The organism is Blautia sp. 2227st1_G12_2227SCRN_220401, from assembly GCF_039062885.1.
GTDB classification, from domain to species: Bacteria; Bacillota; Clostridia; order Lachnospirales; family Lachnospiraceae; genus Blautia_A; species Blautia_A fusiformis.
In genome coordinates this window covers 24,868-41,190 of record NZ_JBCLNI010000021.1, presented here as the reverse complement: position 1 = coordinate 41,190, position 16,323 = coordinate 24,868, and the positions used below count along the sequence as shown (strand labels likewise).

Genomic DNA, 16,323 nt, shown 5'->3' with positions numbered 1-16,323 from the left:
ACGCTCACCTCACTTAGACTGTTCCATGCTTTTTGGATGGACGGTCTTCCCTTTTTGTGAACAGCATCTCAAAAGCACCGATTACATATTTTCTTGTATCTTCTGCTTTGATCACAGTATCCACATATCCTCTTGCTGCTGCAGATGCGATACCGTTCTGGAGTTCTTTGTACTCAGCTGCCTTCTCATTCAGTGTAGAAGCGTCAGCTCCCTCATACATGATCTTTGCTGCAAGGGAAGCATCCATCATACCGATCTCAGCTGTATCCCATGCATAAACCATATCTGCTCCGACGGATTTGCTGTTCATGGCAACGTATGCAGTTCCGTATGCTTTACCAATTACAACATTTACCTTCGGTACAGTTGCAGATGCAAAAGCATGTACCATCTCACCTACGGATTTAGCCATCATCTTCTCATTGCAGAGTGTAGCTTTAAATCCTGTTACATTAGTAAGAGTAAGTACCGGAATCTCAAAAGCATCACAGAATTTTACGAAGTCTGCTGCTTTTCTTGCACCTCTTGCAGAAAGAGTTCCGTCGGAAATCTCTGTCTTATTGCCATCAGCATCGTAAGATTCGCTTCTGTTTGCAACAGCGCCAACGGTAGCTCCGTTCAGACGAAGGAAGCCTGTTACGATATCCTGGCCGTAAGCTGCCTTTGTCTCGAAGAACTCACCATCATCAGCGATTCTTGAAAGCGCAATAACTGTGTCGCCTGTGCAGCCTGCGATATCATCACATACTCTGTTCAGGTCATCTGTGCATTCCTTGAAGCTGTCATTATCTTCATTATTCTCCGGAAGCATGCTGACCAGTGTACGGATCTGTCCAAGGATCTCCTCTTCTGTTCCGATGCCGTCAACAAGTCCTGTCTCCTCGCTCTGGAACTGTGCGGAAGCTGAATCGCATTTTTCCACTCTGTTTCCTTCCAGTGCATTTGGAGTGTTTACAAACAGTCTGCCCTTCTTCTCCTCTACAAATGTAAAGTCTGTAAGAGCCGGTACAACTGCCATTCCACCGCCGCATGTTCCGAAAACAGCAGTGATCTGTGGAATAACACCGGATGCCAGTGTCTGTTTCAGATAGATCTCACCAAATGCCTCAAGTGCATCGGTAGCCTCCTGAAGACGAAGTCCCGCACAGTCTACAAGACCGATAACAGGTGCTCCAACTTTCAGAGCGAGATCATAAATTTTGGCGATCTTTTTGGCATGCATCTCACCAACTGTTCCGTTCAGTACAGATGCATCCTGGCTGTATACATACACCAGACTGCCGTCAATCACACCATATCCGGTGATCACACCGTCTGAAGGTGCTTTTTTTTCAGTCATGTTGAAATCTGTAGCTCTGGCTGTGACAGCCTGTCCGATCTCAACAAAACTGTTGGCGTCAAGCAGGGAATTGATCCTTGCAGCCGCTACGCTTTGTGTCGCATTACTCATTATACTATGCCCTCCATTTTTTTATTAATATAACCAAAAATTCAGCCGAGTATAATTGTACCTTTTTTTTGCAGAAAATTCAATACTTTTCGTCACGAACGTTAAAAAATTAACCCCTGACTTATGCCAGGGGTCGCTAAATTAATGGAAATAATCCTTAAATACTTTATCCACATACCATTTATAGGTAATTCTGTCGATTTTGTCATCGGCGGTTACAAGGCAGGAAAGGAGTTCTTTTCCGTTGAGCTTTGCATGGAGTGTACCGATCTTCTGGTTTTTCTGTATTGGTGCCGGGAGCTTATCCGGAAGCTCCGTTTCCCATGTGATCGTTTCTGTTTTTTTCAGAAGATATCTTTTCTCACGATCTTTTTCAGAAAGTACTGCGTGTATTTTCAGCATAACCTGTTTGGGAGGATATCCGGAACGATCGGACTTTTGCGGATATGGATCTTCTTTTCCCGGTGCTGCTTCTGTTACTGGGATCTCAGGCAGCTGCGGAAGCTCCGGTAGCATCACATACTGATAATTTTCCCTGCCATAGGAAAGAAGCTTCTTAGTATCGCTCCATTTATAATTTTTATTTCCGGGCCATCCGCATCCCAGAAGAGCCACGATAAATAATCGCTCGTCCTGTCGGACTGCGCAGACATAACAATATCCGGCATTTCCTGTAAATCCTGTTTTTCCGGAGATCACTCCTGTTTCCATATCCAGGAAAGCATTGGTATTATGTACCGAATAATGCTTTTTTCCTGAGATATCCGTGAAAGTATAATCTCTAGTCTGGGTAATATGGACAAATGTTGCATTTTTTATTGCATACGCCATGATCAAGGCAAGATCCCGGGCTGTTGTATGATGGATACCGCCTTCATCTTCTCCATCCAGACCATTGGGTGTAACAAAATGTGTGTCCTTACATCCCAGCTCTTTTGCTTTTTCATTCATCTTCTCTGCAAAACCTTTTACGGAGCCGCCGATATGTTCCGCGATGGCCACTGCGGAATCATTATGGCTTTTCAGCATCAGTGAATAGAGAAGATCCTCCAGATAAAACTGCTGTCCCTCCCGCATGCCAAGACGTGTCTGTGGCTGAGATGCCGCATTCCCGGAAACCTGTACGTAATCATCTCCCTTTGCCAGCTCCAGAGCAAGAATACAGGTCATTACCTTTGTGGTGCTGGCATTCGGCCGTCCTTTGTATGCTTCTTTTCCGTACAGCACACGGCCGGTCTCCCCATCCATGAGAACTGCAGAAAGTGCATATAGATTTTCGCCATCTGCCGCCTTTACCGGAAAAATCTGACAAATAATAAGGACCGCTGTCACCAGCACGACAGCGGCCATACGCCGTTTGCTCATAATGCATCACCCCGTACACGGTTCATATAACTGTTTACAGTAACTGTTATATTTAATTTTATGCGGGGATAGCATTCAGATATCACTTGTATCTATTGTCTGCCGGGATCGATCATCCGTTAAAGGTCAGATCCCATCTGTCAGAAAGATGTCCTGGCCTGACTGCAAGTGCAGCAAGCTCTTCCAGCATATCTGGCGCCTTGGCAAGCGCCTCTTCCATCAGACTGTCCAGTTTAAGAAGCTCCTCCTTACAGTCGATCTCTGGCTCCGGGCTCATAAAAAATTCGGTAATAAACGCAGATATCTTTTTTCCTGCGGGGGAAAGGGCATGTTCCGAAAGGCGTCTCTTCCTTCCTCCATCATCACATACCAAAATACAGGTGAATATCTTCATCATTTTCAATGACAGATAAATGTTCCAGGTACGGATCGCCGGCAATACCTGGTGGATCGTCCATGCACTGAGAAAACTGGCACGGATCCCATGAGACGGATAAAAACGCAATGGATCTTTGCCGGTTTCATACATCAGCATGCGATCAAATTCCTTCTCAAAGAGCGTATGTGAGACTTTCCCCTCGGCAGCTACCTGATTGACGTAAGGATGACAGGTAGAATCCAGGATATAATGACATCCGAACCCCAGCAGGTAAGCCATCAGTGCAGGATTTTTTTCCTCCCGGACCTTCGCCATGCCCTTTTCAAAGAATTCTCTTGCTTTCCGTCCATGCATCTGCACTCCGTACTGTGTCACCGGATTTTTGGATATAAAATAATAAAACAGGATATCCGGACCATGCTGTCCGATCCGGTACAGATTTCCGTTGCTTCGGATCAGATGCTGTAATTTTGCGGAAAGTTTCCGGTAAACCCTTTTTCCAAAAAGATCATGTGCGTATGTTGTGGGCATTTTCGTCACTCCTCTTCTGTTTTCTGATCTGTCCGACAGGTCCCGTAAACCGGCATCTGTCCGTGTTATTTGTTATACGTCCAGCTTCAGCTGGATCTCTTCCTCTGCTTCCGCCTTGAAATCCTCCAGCTGGACCGGATCCATTTCCGGAAGGTCTTCCAGCCCCTGGACACCAAAGCAGCGCAGAAATTCTTCGGTGGTTCCCAGGAGGATCGGGCGACCCGGAGCATCCAGACGTCCAAGTTCTCTCACCAGATCATAATCCATCAGCTTATTGATGGCATGATCACATTTTACCCCTCGGATCTTTTCGATCTCTGCTTTTGTAACGGGCTGTTTGTAGGCAATGATCGAAAGGGTTTCAAGCATAACGTCTGTCAGCGTGGGTTTCTTTGGCTGCGCTGCGATCCGGATAAGAGAATCATAGTATTCTTTTTTTGTACAAAGCTGAAAGGAGTTTTCGAGCTCTATGATCTGGATCCCCCGCTCTTCTTCCTGATAACGGATCATCATATTTCGGATGATATTTTCCGTTGTTGTCGGATCCTGACGGATCGCTCTGGCAATACGGGGTAATTCCACTGCTTCTCCCATTGCAAACAGGATGGCTTCGATTTCTCCTTCAATTCGTTTGATTTCCACTTATTGTCCTCATTCCTACTATATTATTCATCTGCGAACTCTGTCAGATTCTTCCATGTGTCCGGATCCGTGATAACTTCCACATGAATATCATCAAAAAGATCTTCCTGTTCTGCATGAACATGTCCCATTTTCATCAATTCCAGAATTGCCAGAAATGTCACGATCAGCTGTATTTTGGAATGCTGGTTTTCCATCAGCCTGCGAAAGCTGAATTTTCGGTGAGTTTTTGCATATTCCTTCATTTCCAGCAATTTATCGGAAAGTGATATTTCCTCTTTTTCGATCCTTCCGAATTTACTTCGGATCGGATCGATCTTATTTTCCTGTCTGCGGATCAAAGCCTGATAGATCGCACTCATCCGCTCCAATGTCAGACCCCGGAGAAGTTCCTGGGGATCAGACGGTGGAGTATACTGTAGCACTTCTTCCGGAAGATCCTGTTTTCGGTAATAAACCCCTGCCGCATCTCCAAGCCTGTCCCGTAATTCATAGGACATATATTTGTACATCTTATATTCCAGCAGCTTCTGCACAAGCTCTGCTCTAGGGTCCTCCTCTTCTCCTTCCTCATTCACTTCTTTCGGAAGAAGCATTTTACATTTGATATCCAGAAGAGTAGCTGCCATGACAAGAAATTCACTCATGATCCCCAGATCTTCTTTTTCCATGGAATGCAGATATTCCATATACTGATCTGTGATCTCCACAATAGGAATATCATAGATATCGATCTTGTTTTTGTCGATCAGGTGAAGCAGAAGATCCAGAGGGCCTTCAAATACATTCAGCTTAACAGATAATGCCATAGGGTTTCCTCATTTCATTTTTTCGGAAGGTTTTATATCGATCACCAGCAGTTCCCTTGGATTATGGATCCGAAGGGGAATGGTATGTTCTCCAAGTCCAGCACTGACGATCATATGCTGATCCCCTTTGTGAAAGTCTCCACAGCAAAACGGCGGAAGAAACAGATATTGAGGAGATGAAAGACCGTAATGTTCACTAAGGCGGACAACGCCTCCGTGATAGTGTCCGGACAGGATCAGATCCGCGCCCCATTCAAAATAGGTTTTTCCGTATTTTGGATTATGTGCCAGCAGGATCTGCATCCCTTTATCTTCAGGTTTTCCGATCAGTTCTTCCATCACTTCTTTTTTCAGCTTCGGTGATCTCGGCTTGTGATAATATTTGATGGGAAGCTCCAGGCCCCAGAAACAGAAGCGCTCTCCCTGCAGGACCATAGCTTCATGTCCGTTCCTTAAAATATGCACGCCAGCTTTTTTCAGTGCCTTTTCATATTTCGCATAATATGGCCGATATTCTTCGGAAAGGCACATTTTATATTCATGATTACCAAGTGCATAATACACGGGAAAATCCCTGGCAAGCTCTGTCAGCAGCTTACATGCAGTTACCAGAGTATCCGTTTCTGTACGTACAGCCATGTCGCCGGCAGAAAGGATCACGTCCGGGGCAAGTTTTCGGATCGTCTCTGTCAGCCGTATATTGTCTTTTCCGTAGGATATCCCGTGAAGATCCGCAAGAAGGATCATCCGCACGCCCTGTGGGGCATGGATCTTGTCCATATGGATCTCATATTGTTTGATTCTGAATTTTTTCATATTATTTTCCAAATCCGCAGTTCGGGAAAGTGCAAACCGGACAGTTCAGACAAAGTCCGCCCTCTCCCAGCCTGGCGATCTCCTCTGCCTTGATCTCATCATCCGCCATTACTCTGGGCAGGATCAGATCAAATACCGTTCTTTTTGCGTACATGACGCAGCCCGGAAGTCCAAGTACCGGTATGGATCTTCCGTTCCTCTCAAGATATGCCACAAGCAGCATAGCTCCCGGAAGTACAGGTGCTCCATAGGTTACGATTTTTGCTCCGGTATCCCGGATCCCGCCCGGAGTACGATCATCGGGATCCACACTCATTCCGCCGGTACAGATGATCAGATCTGCTCCTGCATCTGCGAAAGAAAGAATTGCTTTTGTGATCTCTTCCTTATCATCTCCCGGCATCACCTGGCCTGTCACTTCTGTCGGAAACCCGGAAAGCTTTTCCCGGAGTACCGGTGTGAAGGTATCCTGGATCAGTCCTTTTTTGATCTCACTTCCGGTTGTGACGATCCCTACTTTTTTCTGCTGGTAAGGGAGAATGTCAAAGATCGGAAGATTTCCTGCTGCCTTCTCTGCTGCATCCATTTTCTCTTTCTCGATCACAAGCGGAATGATCCTGGTTCCTGCAACCTTATCACCTTTTTTTATCGGAAAATCGCCATGTCTGGAAGCAATCATCATTTCTCCCAGAGAATTCACAGCCACAAGTGCATCACGACGTATTTTCAGAATACCATCGATCTTTGATACCACCTCGATCTTACCTTCTTTGATCTCAGTTCCATGTACTTTGGAAGAATTTCCAGCACAGATTTTGTAAAGGATCTCTGCAGCTTCATTTTCGTGAAGAATCCCCGTTTTTTTCTCCCACACAAAAAGGTGTTCTTTTCCTACAGAGAGCAGCAGTGGTATATCCTCTTCTTTCACTACATGCCCCTTTTTGAAAAGAACGCCTTTTTTCTCATCTTTTATGATCTGCGTGATATCATGGCACAGAATGTGTCCCACTGCATCTTCTGTTCTGATCTCTTTCATCCAAAATCCCTTCCCTGTTCTGTTATTTCTTCAATCCGTTGTATTATACATCCAGTCTGCCCTTTTTGTCAAAATATGTTGCAGGCATCACAAAAGAAATGCCTGACAGGTTCTTTCCAGCCAGTCATGGTATCCGGCCTTTTTTATTGTTTCCCCGTACAGGATATCCAGACTACCGATCTTTTTCCCATCCTGATAGTATTCCTGTGCCCCTACTTTCTGCCCTTTTTTCACCGGCGCACTTTGTTCTTTGGGAAGGATCAACTTTTTCTTAACATTGTCAGGTTTCGTTCCATCTGTGCTGATATATCGGAATTTCCCTCTATATACAAGCGGAACCTGCTCTTTGACTCCTTTGCGGAGCTTCATAGGTTTCAGTGGCTCCAGAGCATCATCCAGATACAATGTGCATTTAGAAAAGCCGTAATTTAAAAGAGCTGCTGCATCCCGGAATCTTGTTTTCGGGTCCGGTGCGGCCATCACTGAGGCGATCAGTGTGATCCCGTTTCGTTCTGCCACAGCACTGAGACAGTATTTTGCAATACTGGTGCTGCCCGTTTTAAGTCCCATACACCCCTCATAGCTGCGCAGCAGTTTATTTGTGTTGGTCAGTGTAAATTTCGAGGATCCTTTTCTGGTAACGTGTGTGATATCCTCCATCCAGACAGATGAATATGTAAGAACTTCCGGATATCTGCTGATGAGCTCCCTGCTCATAAGTGCAATGTCATAGGGAGTTGTATAATGCTCCTGTGATTCCGTCAGCCCGCAGCAATCCACAAAATGGGTATTTTTCATTCCAAGATCCTTCGCCCTCTCGTTCATCCTCTCCACAAAGGCTTGTTCTGTTCCCGCAACATGCTCCGCCATAGCTACGCTGGCATCATTTCCGGAAGCGATCACAATACATTTGATCATGGTTTCTGCAGTCTGCTTTTCTCCTTCTTCCAGAAATACCTGAGACCCTCCCATGGATCTGGCATAAGCACTGGTGGTAATGCTATCCTCCAGATGCAGGGTTCCCTCACGGATAGCATCAAAGATCAGAATCAATGTCATGATCTTTGTAATACTGGCCGGGCTTCTTCGGGTGTCAGGATCCCTGGAATAGATCACGGTACCGGTTTCTTTTTCCATAAGGACTGCACCCGGCGCTTCGATCAGCTGCTGTGCTTTTCCACTATCTTCCGTTTCTCCCCTGACACCAATGGGTGTCAGAGCCAGGCATAAGACTAAAATACAGATCAAAAGACTTTCCGGAACACTTCTGTTCATAAGCTCACTCCTGCCGCAAACATCTCTGTTCTATTGTAAAAGCTTTCCTGAAAGATTATTCCTGAAATTCTGAAAAAGCATAGATTCCGGGCCGTATTCCTGTATCTTTCACTCTGCATCGCTTTGCTTTTTCAGTTCTTCGTCATACAGCTTAACACCTGTTTCACAATTTCCAGCAGCATATTTTCTTGCATAATTCGCTGCATCGATCGCCTCAGATGCATTGTCACATCCTTTGGTGATCAGATAGATCCCAGTGCGGACACAGAGCTCCATATCCGGATATTTCTCTTTCATCTGCCGTAAGAACTCCTGATTGGTCTTTAAAACAGCTGTTTCCGGATCAACATCCATATCACATGGAGTGAAAAGGATAAAATGATCAGAGATCGCCCTGGTAAAATATACATCTATATCTGTTTTTAGAACGCTTATCACATACTCGGAAAACTGCCGCAGGATCTGATCTCCCACACGATATCCGTATTTTGCATTGATACGTTTAAATTTTTCAAAATCGGTATATATCACTGCGTGTCCCGGCCCGTAACCTCCGATCAGCATTTTCTCCACATTTTCGCGAAATCTTGAAAAAGAAGACAATCCGGTAAGCTGATCCCGTCCGGATTCTGCAGCAATGCTACGATAAGCACTGTTAAATGCCTGGTTCTTGGCATAATGCGCGGAAATGATCTTGGTCACTTCTCCCAACAGCTTACGATCTTCTCTGGACCAGAGCCTTTTTTCCTGGCAGGTCACATATGCAATGGCCTCTGTATAGCTTCCCTCGCAATACATAGCAGCACAGACTACAGTTTTTGCTCCGCACTGTAACACATTCTTTCTTCCCTGTTCCGAATATTCAGCCAGATCATTCTCCTGAATCACCACAGTACCATATTCATCATTGTGGCGAAACAATGTGATAAAATCACTTTTTGAGAAATGTATCTCATCTATCAAAAGCCTGTATTCTTCTTCTGAAACCCATTGAAAAACCCTGTTTATTTTCTGCTCTGCCACCTTGGTATGCAGGACTGTGATCCGGTTAAGCCGGAATTTCAGACCGATCACTTTCATCAGAAGTTCAATCGCTGCCTGAAAGCTGCTCATTTTTTCAAATATTTCAAATGCAGTAGAAACAATATCATTATGAAGATATCTGGCATCTATCTCAACACCCTCGTATAATTCCTGCTTTTCCTCTGTCTTATCCTCAAAACGTCTCAGATTATCACAGAAAGCATAGCGGTTTTTTCCATTTTTCTTTGCCTGGTAAAGTGCCCAGTCTGCATTTTCAAAGAGCTGCTGATATGTATATCCGGAAACATTTTCCGGAAGAAAGCAGATCCCCACACTGCAGGTTGCCAGATACGTGGTTCCCGGAAATTTAAGTTTCTGCACTTCCCGTATCAGTTTTCCTGCCTTTTTCATGATTGCTGCATGGCTGATATCCTTCAAAAGGATCACAAATTCATCGCCACCCAGACGCATGATCACATCATTAATGTCGAACAAAGCCACAAACAGCTCCGCAAAACGTTTCAGGACTTCATCACCGAACATATGTCCGTAAGTATCATTTACATTTTTAAAATAATCTACATCAAGCACCATCATCCCGCATCCTGCATAGGGATTTCTGGATGCAAGGTATTCATCGATCAGTTCTTTTCCGAAAAAGCGGTTATACACTCCGGTCAGAGGATCTTTCTGGGCACGTTCCTCAAGAAATTCTTCCTGCAGCTTCTCCCTGGTGATATCTCTGGAGCTTCCTATGAAATAATGATATCCGGTATTTTTATCCTGTGCTATAAATCCCCGTACTGTCAGAAGACTCGCATTACCGTCTTTATTGATACACCGCACTTCTATCGTCCCGCCTTCCCGGGATGTCAGAAAATCCGTCAAAAACTTCCAGTCGTCTTTATAAACATTGCTGTATTTCTGTCCACTAGTCTTAAAATCCGTAATATTTTTTACAGGTCTCAGGTATTCATCCAGACGTTCATATATGTCCGTCTCCTGACAGTACTGAAAAAGCTTCAGTGTAGTATTTCGATAAATGCAAGCGTATTTTTCCAATGTATCCCGAATATCAAAAACGGGATTTTTTTCGTCTGTTTTCATCATCGACCTCCCAGAGAGTTCTTGAGTTCACAGTATTTGTAAAAAAGTATACCATATCTTTGGGTATATATGTAGTTCTTTTATTTCTTTTTACAGTTTGTTTTTTACTATATAAAATACGCTGCGGAGGGCAGGATTACTCCTGCCCTACTGTCTTTTTTCATGAAAATGATACTGGTATGGTATTTTTTATGCTGTCATTGTGGGAATATCGATCATATCTGGATTTCTCATTTACAAAAGTCAGCGATGCATTTTTGTTTTGCATTGTCAGAGCAGCCGTACCGGAAGCAATCTTCCGGGGATCTGTACCATATGCAGGTGCAGCGCCTTTTATGATGCGGACATTCTCTGTATTTGCCCGTACATCTTTCAGATAGTAGCGTAGTACCGGTTTTTCCCAGACCGTATACTGCCCCAGCGGGATATTCCTGAGAGTGACCGATAATGTTGCATAGCCATTTTTATCGGTTTCATAGCTTCCTCTGGTAAAGGTCACATAATCCTCATATCTGTGAGGATTTCCGGATAGATCCGTACCTTCTGCCACAAAGGAAAAGGTTGGATTTCCATGAGCCCAGGTAATATCCTCCTCTTTGATCTTTTTTATGATGGTGATATTTCCCAGCGGAAGTGTTACCGGAGTATTCTCTGCTTTCAGATCCACAGTATCCGTATCTGTATTTTCTTTTTTCTGGAAGATTACCTCCTTTTCGTATTTGCCAGTATAGTTTTCCGGATTTTTTGTTTCCACTACTTTGAACCTTCCCTGATTGTCATCTGTGAGCACCAGCTCTTCCGTAGAGTACCATCCGGTTTCTACGTCAAACTTCAGGATGCTCTGCCCGCCCAGGTCATTCTGGTAAGTCTGCTTCCCTCTATTCCACTGAAGCATGGTAAATTCCGCATCTTCCAGAACTTCCCCTGTATAGATGTCTGTTTTTCTCAGACGGATCACCCCTGTATATTCCTTTTCCTTTTCATTGACAACTTCAAAGGAAAGGCGTGCATCCTTGTCTGTGATATCCACCTCTTCTTCCCAGCTTCCTGTATATCCGGGCGGAGTCTTTGTTTCCACGATCTTATATTTTCCCTCATTATCCGAAGTCTTCAAAAGTTCACCACTTACATAAAGTTCACTGGAGATGTCATAATCCAGAAGAGTTCCTTTTTCTTTATAGGCTTTTTTGGCTGCACTGTATTCATAAAGTGTAAATTCCGCACCCTTCAGGACCTCACCGGTCTTCGCATCGATCTTACGAACCTCTATCCTTCGTTTTTCGTTCTGGTAGTTCACTGCTTCAAACAGGAATTCCTGCTTTTCTCCCGGCTTTTCCAGCGTAAAATTCTTCTGCCAGTTTCCGGTGTAATTGGGAGGAGCTTTTGTCTCACGCACACGGAATTTTCCCTGATTGTCTTCGGTATAATTAAATTTTCCGGAGTTATAGGTACGTTTCTGTCCATCATAAGTCAGTTTTTTTAAGGTTACATAGCTTTTGCTTTTTTTACTCCACTGATACAGGGTAAATTCAGCTCCTGCCAGTGGATCACCGGTATTTCCGTCTTTCTTTCTGATGGATACTGTTCCGCTGATATCCATGATATCCGTTACGTTAACGGTTGTTGTCTTTCCACCGGTTACTGTAAGATTTTTGATAACGGTGTTCAGCTTGTATCCGGCAGCAGTTTTCGTTTCTTTCACATAATATTTTCCGGGAACTAGTTTTGAAAAAAGGATCTCTCCACCGGCGTTTGTTGTTCCGGTTGAAACCTTCTGATCCTTACTGTACATAGTCCGGTATCCGGAGGTCAGAGCTTCTGCTGCAAACAGTCCGTACTGCGCTCCCTGGATCAGTTTTCCCGTGTTGGGTTCCTTCTTGACCAGCTTTGCATTGCCGTAAACCGATGGCTTTACTGAAAACGAAAGGCTTCCTCTTGTTCCCTGGTATACGTAAGCGCCAAAATCCTGTACTCCATCTTTTCCCGCCTGGGCACTTCCGTCAACCAGGATATAGGAAACCGGCTGAAGCAGCATTTTGCAGGAAAACTTCTTTGTTGCAGATGCATTTAACGGAAAGATCAGAAAAAAATATGCCCCATCCTTAAGGCTCAGGCTTGTCCCCGACATCATTTTGGGATTAGTTTTGTGTGAATTATAATCCGCTGCGCTCGTCCAGTAGGCCAGCTGCCATTTTTCTGCGGCTCCTCTTGTTATGGTGATCCCGTTTTCTGCTTTTGCTCCATCTGTTACTTTCATAAGAGTACTCATCTGAAATCCGTCTTTCATACTGTCCGGAACAAAGGGAAAACCTGCAGGTCTGCTTCGGAATACACTTAACGGGATCGTCTTTCCGGATGCTGCTGCCCAGGAACCGTCTTCAGAAACATAAACGGCTGCCTTGTTTCTTGCAGGGATCGTCAATGTCTGGATCTTATCGATCAGACGGTTTATCCCTGTATGTTCTACTTCTGCTGCTGTGGCATATCCACAGTCATTAAAGTATACCTTTGACAGCGCAATATGCGTAAATACATAACGGTTCTGCCATTTTGACCAGTCTATGTGACTGCAGGAGGGGTCGTATCCGGTTCCCAGATCCCCCGGTCCTCCGTAACCAAAGTACAAAAGCTTCTGGATCACAGAATTAGTCAGTGCTTTTACTGCCTCATTCTTCAGCGTCATACTGTCCAGTCCATCCTGAGTTGCTTTCAGGCAATACAGAGGTGAAACCTTTTCCTCTCCTGTATCATCAATATAATGTACAGAACGATACGTACATCCCATACGGGTTTTATTTCCGGAACCAAGAAAATCATTGGCAGCTGTCCAGATCTCATCGCAGTAAACCCTGGTCCAGCTGTCCAGATAATACTGGGACGGGGAAAGTGCTGTAGCTGCGATAGCATCCTCTCCTTCTGAGATTACTTCCGCACTGCCAGCTTCCCGGAACTCCCCGGGAAGTGCTGCAGAAAGAGCAATGATCTCTCCGTTTTCGATATCCTGGATCAGTTCCTGATCCTCTTCACTTTCTCCTGTAAGGATTTCCGCGTTTTCTTCCGTGAATACAGTAAATCCCGGATCCTCTGTCTGCTCCGGTATCTCTGTCAGAGCTATATTTTCTCCTTCTTTTGAAACAGCTTCCGGTTCTTCTTCCGGTTCGATCAGCTCATCACTGTCCGCATTTTCAGTAGTATCTTTACCTTCTTCAAAAGCTTCCTCCACCGTTTCCGGTTCAGGCAAGGCTGTCTGAACCGGCATCTCAGCCTCCCCAGGCTGATCTGTTACCGGAATATCCGGGGCCTCCTCTTCTTCCTCCGGTTCTGTCTGTTCCTGCTGCGGATCTGCTGATACCGAACTCATATCTGCTGCAGGACTGGCCGAAACCACAAGAGAAGAAGCTGTGATCATCAATGCCATCCATGCACCGATCATTCTTCTTTTCAATTTTTTCGTCCTCCTTTCCATAGCGTCAGACTGCAGGTAAGCAGCGCCATACCAGCCATCAGTGCAAACAGGATCACAGGAGATTCATCTCCGGTCTTCACTGGTGTTGTCCTTACCGAAGAACTGTTATTTCCGGAAGCTCTTTCTGTGGCTTCTTTCCTGCCATTCCGGCGTGGAACAGGGCTGGTATCTGCCGTCTCCTGATCCTCCTCCACAGAAAAGATCCATTTCACATCTGCAGCTCGAAGAGCATATAAATTATCCAACTCTGCCGGAACCGTAACCTCAAATCTCATGTTTCCTTTTTCTCCGCTGGAAAATTCCCCCAGGGACACGGCCTTATTGAGAGATGCAGCCAGAAGATCCCCGGAATACAGCTTTTTATCATTCATGGTGATCACCAGCTTCAGCTTTTTCAGAAATTCCTGATCCTTTACCGATTTACATTCCGGTGATGTGCGGAAGAAGATCTCTGCTACATGCTCCGTTGTATTACGGATCTCTACAGAATCATGAAAAACATCTCCCGGCATTGCCGTGGAAAATCCGGAAAAAAAGTCTTCCGGAGCCGCGATCAGTTTGTGCGCATTTCCTTCAAACTCCACCTTCAGATCCACCGGACTTTTTTTCTGAACCACAAGACCATCGGTATCGTGGATACATCTTAAGATCTTCTGATTTCCCCAGGGTGACATGGCACGGAAATCCGGTGCAAAATTTGCCGCCTGGACAGCATCCGCCACGATGGTGATCCCCAGCTTCTTATCCTGGTAGGATTCATCCCATTGGGATGGTACAGTCACACCGGTAAAAATATCCACGCTGTCTCCCTGTTCCAGCTTCCTGGTATAATAAAAATACTCTCCCTTCCGGATCCATCTCGGTGACATTCCTGTAAGATTCCTGTCATCCAGACCATCCAAACCTTCCAGATCATCTGTATAAGAGATCTTCACCCTTACCCAGCATGGCTCTGAGTGATTGGTGATCCTGGGGATCTTGGATATCTCATCTCCCGGAAGAACGATCCGGCGATCCTGATATTTCATTTCTCGGCCGTCCTTTTTTTCCAGTTCCCGAAGAGAAATATTGATATCTCCCACTGATATGTGATTGGTCACTGTCACGGAATCTGAAAATCTGGCATAAGCAGCCGTGCACGCCAGGATACTGCCTGCCACAGCAGCACCTGCCAGCAGGGTTTTAAGGTGTTTTTTCAAGCATTCCCCCTCCTTTCTGCCTGAGCAGAAACCGGATCTGAAAAATACCTCCACGCACTTTCATAATCTGAAAATCCTTCTGCCTGTACAGCTTCCTCATAAACATTGATCTCAAAATCTTTAATGCTGTCCCTATAAGTATCATCGATCTTTTGGGGATCGATCTGAAATCCGGTACACAGAGGAGTTGTTTTTTCACCCTCGGATATTTTTTTCCGGTAGTAATAATAGCCGTCCTGACTGTTATACACCCAGTTTGCCGTATCCAGACCTGTTAATTTCACGCCTCTGCCGATATCGTCATTGGAGTAGGAAAGGGACATCCTCACATAGCAGTCTGCCTGGAACCCTTTCACACTGCCGGAAAAATTTCCGATCCGGATCTCTTTTCTGTAGGACGGACCATTCTCCATAGGCGTAGGTGTAGGATCCGGAAAATCTTCCTCGATCTCCGTTGTCACATACCCCACTGCAGCAGAATTTATCTTTTTTTCGAAGTCTGAAAAATACGCCGCAGTCCCTGTTGCGCACAGGAGCCCTGTTGTCAGGAGAAGGAAAACGGGTCTTTTTAATTTATTCATTTCATGACACCACCGGCCTGTCCTTTATTCTGATTTACATATTTCTGGTAAGCAGCAGTTGCCTGCTCCAGAACCGTAGTCTTGTCATCCCCGGTATTGGTAGCCTGGATCGCATAAGCCCGTACCGGCATATCGATCTGCTGTGTATCCAGCTGACCTTCGATGATATTGGCAAAGGTTACTGTATCAAAAAGAGTTGTAGTCTTTGTTCCCGGCTTCAAGATGTGGTTATATGCATAGGTGTAAACCATATTCTGCCCCACTTCAGTCCGCTCCAGCTGTGTCCAGTCCTTGTTTTTGGTGAAGCTGAACAGCTCTGTTTTTGCAAGCGCATTCCTGGTACCATCCTTGGCTACCGTGATCACATTTCGGACCGGAACAGAAACTTCCAGATAGACAAATGCTTCATTTACTCCTTTATTTGCTACATAGGGGTCCTTCCGGATCACCTGAGTAGGAACCAGATCTGTATTGTCCTCCGGTTTCCAGTTAGGCTCATCCAGGTCGATATCCACTTTTCCTACGGTAAAGCTGTTGGTTGCCGTTTCAAAATCCGTGAGATATGCAGCTGTTCCTCCGGCTGCCAATGCAGTGATCACAGCAGCAAGTGCGATTCCTTTTACCAGTTTTCTGTTTTTCATCAT

General features: G+C 45.1%; 13 protein-coding genes. All 13 read right to left on the bottom strand.

Annotated elements, in window-relative coordinates:
* Positions 1-13: 13 nt before the first annotated feature.
* The 13 genes from ABCM67_RS11410 to ABCM67_RS11350 all read right to left on the bottom strand — a co-directional run bounded on the left by ABCM67_RS11410 (position 14) and on the right by ABCM67_RS11350 (position 16,323).
* Positions 14-1,450: a carboxyl transferase domain-containing protein gene (locus ABCM67_RS11410; RefSeq protein ID WP_147602994.1), complete on the bottom strand. Its 1,437-nt coding sequence runs from the start codon at positions 1,448-1,450 to the stop codon at positions 14-16.
* Positions 1,451-1,591: 141 nt separating this feature from the next.
* A complete protein-coding gene (locus tag ABCM67_RS11405; RefSeq protein WP_242981990.1) occupies positions 1,592-2,815 on the bottom strand; it encodes a D-alanyl-D-alanine carboxypeptidase family protein in 1,224 nt (407 codons plus the stop codon).
* A 112-nt stretch (positions 2,816-2,927) separates the two neighbouring features.
* Complete coding sequence (locus ABCM67_RS11400) at positions 2,928-3,725, bottom strand: zinc dependent phospholipase C family protein (RefSeq protein WP_059085668.1); 798 nt, start codon at positions 3,723-3,725, stop codon at positions 2,928-2,930.
* A 72-nt stretch (positions 3,726-3,797) separates the two neighbouring features.
* Positions 3,798-4,367: an SMC-Scp complex subunit ScpB gene (gene scpB, locus ABCM67_RS11395; RefSeq protein ID WP_022426764.1), complete on the bottom strand. Its 570-nt coding sequence runs from the start codon at positions 4,365-4,367 to the stop codon at positions 3,798-3,800.
* Positions 4,368-4,390: 23 nt separating this feature from the next.
* Positions 4,391-5,176 carry a segregation/condensation protein A gene (locus ABCM67_RS11390; protein ID WP_059085667.1) on the bottom strand — a complete coding sequence of 262 codons (786 nt, stop codon included), beginning with the start codon at positions 5,174-5,176 and terminating at the stop codon, positions 4,391-4,393.
* Between the two features lie 9 nt (positions 5,177-5,185).
* The gene (locus ABCM67_RS11385; protein WP_092070657.1) at positions 5,186-5,992 is read right to left on the bottom strand and encodes a metallophosphoesterase; all 807 of its coding nucleotides are present in this window, start codon (positions 5,990-5,992) and stop codon (positions 5,186-5,188) included.
* A 1-nt stretch (position 5,993) separates the two neighbouring features.
* The gene (locus ABCM67_RS11380) at positions 5,994-7,028 is read right to left on the bottom strand and encodes a molybdopterin-binding protein (RefSeq protein WP_147602995.1); all 1,035 of its coding nucleotides are present in this window, start codon (positions 7,026-7,028) and stop codon (positions 5,994-5,996) included.
* Between the two features lie 87 nt (positions 7,029-7,115).
* Entirely contained in the window at positions 7,116-8,303 is a 1,188-nt protein-coding gene (locus ABCM67_RS11375) for a D-alanyl-D-alanine carboxypeptidase family protein (RefSeq protein WP_147602996.1), read from the bottom strand.
* 108 nt (positions 8,304-8,411) lie between these two features.
* The gene (locus ABCM67_RS11370; RefSeq protein WP_342992875.1) at positions 8,412-10,433 is read right to left on the bottom strand and encodes a diguanylate cyclase; all 2,022 of its coding nucleotides are present in this window, start codon (positions 10,431-10,433) and stop codon (positions 8,412-8,414) included.
* A gap of 160 nt (positions 10,434-10,593) precedes the next feature.
* Positions 10,594-13,878: a SpaA isopeptide-forming pilin-related protein gene (locus ABCM67_RS11365; RefSeq protein ID WP_147602998.1), complete on the bottom strand. Its 3,285-nt coding sequence runs from the start codon at positions 13,876-13,878 to the stop codon at positions 10,594-10,596.
* A complete protein-coding gene (locus ABCM67_RS11360; RefSeq protein ID WP_173733551.1) occupies positions 13,875-15,098 on the bottom strand; it encodes a hypothetical protein in 1,224 nt (407 codons plus the stop codon). Before ABCM67_RS11360 ends, ABCM67_RS11365 begins: the two co-directional genes overlap by 4 nt.
* Positions 15,095-15,679: a hypothetical protein gene (locus tag ABCM67_RS11355; RefSeq protein WP_021650527.1), complete on the bottom strand. Its 585-nt coding sequence runs from the start codon at positions 15,677-15,679 to the stop codon at positions 15,095-15,097. The genes ABCM67_RS11360 and ABCM67_RS11355 overlap by 4 nt, the downstream gene beginning before the upstream one ends.
* The gene (locus ABCM67_RS11350) at positions 15,676-16,323 is read right to left on the bottom strand and encodes a TasA family protein (protein WP_342992874.1); all 648 of its coding nucleotides are present in this window, start codon (positions 16,321-16,323) and stop codon (positions 15,676-15,678) included. Before ABCM67_RS11350 ends, ABCM67_RS11355 begins: the two co-directional genes overlap by 4 nt.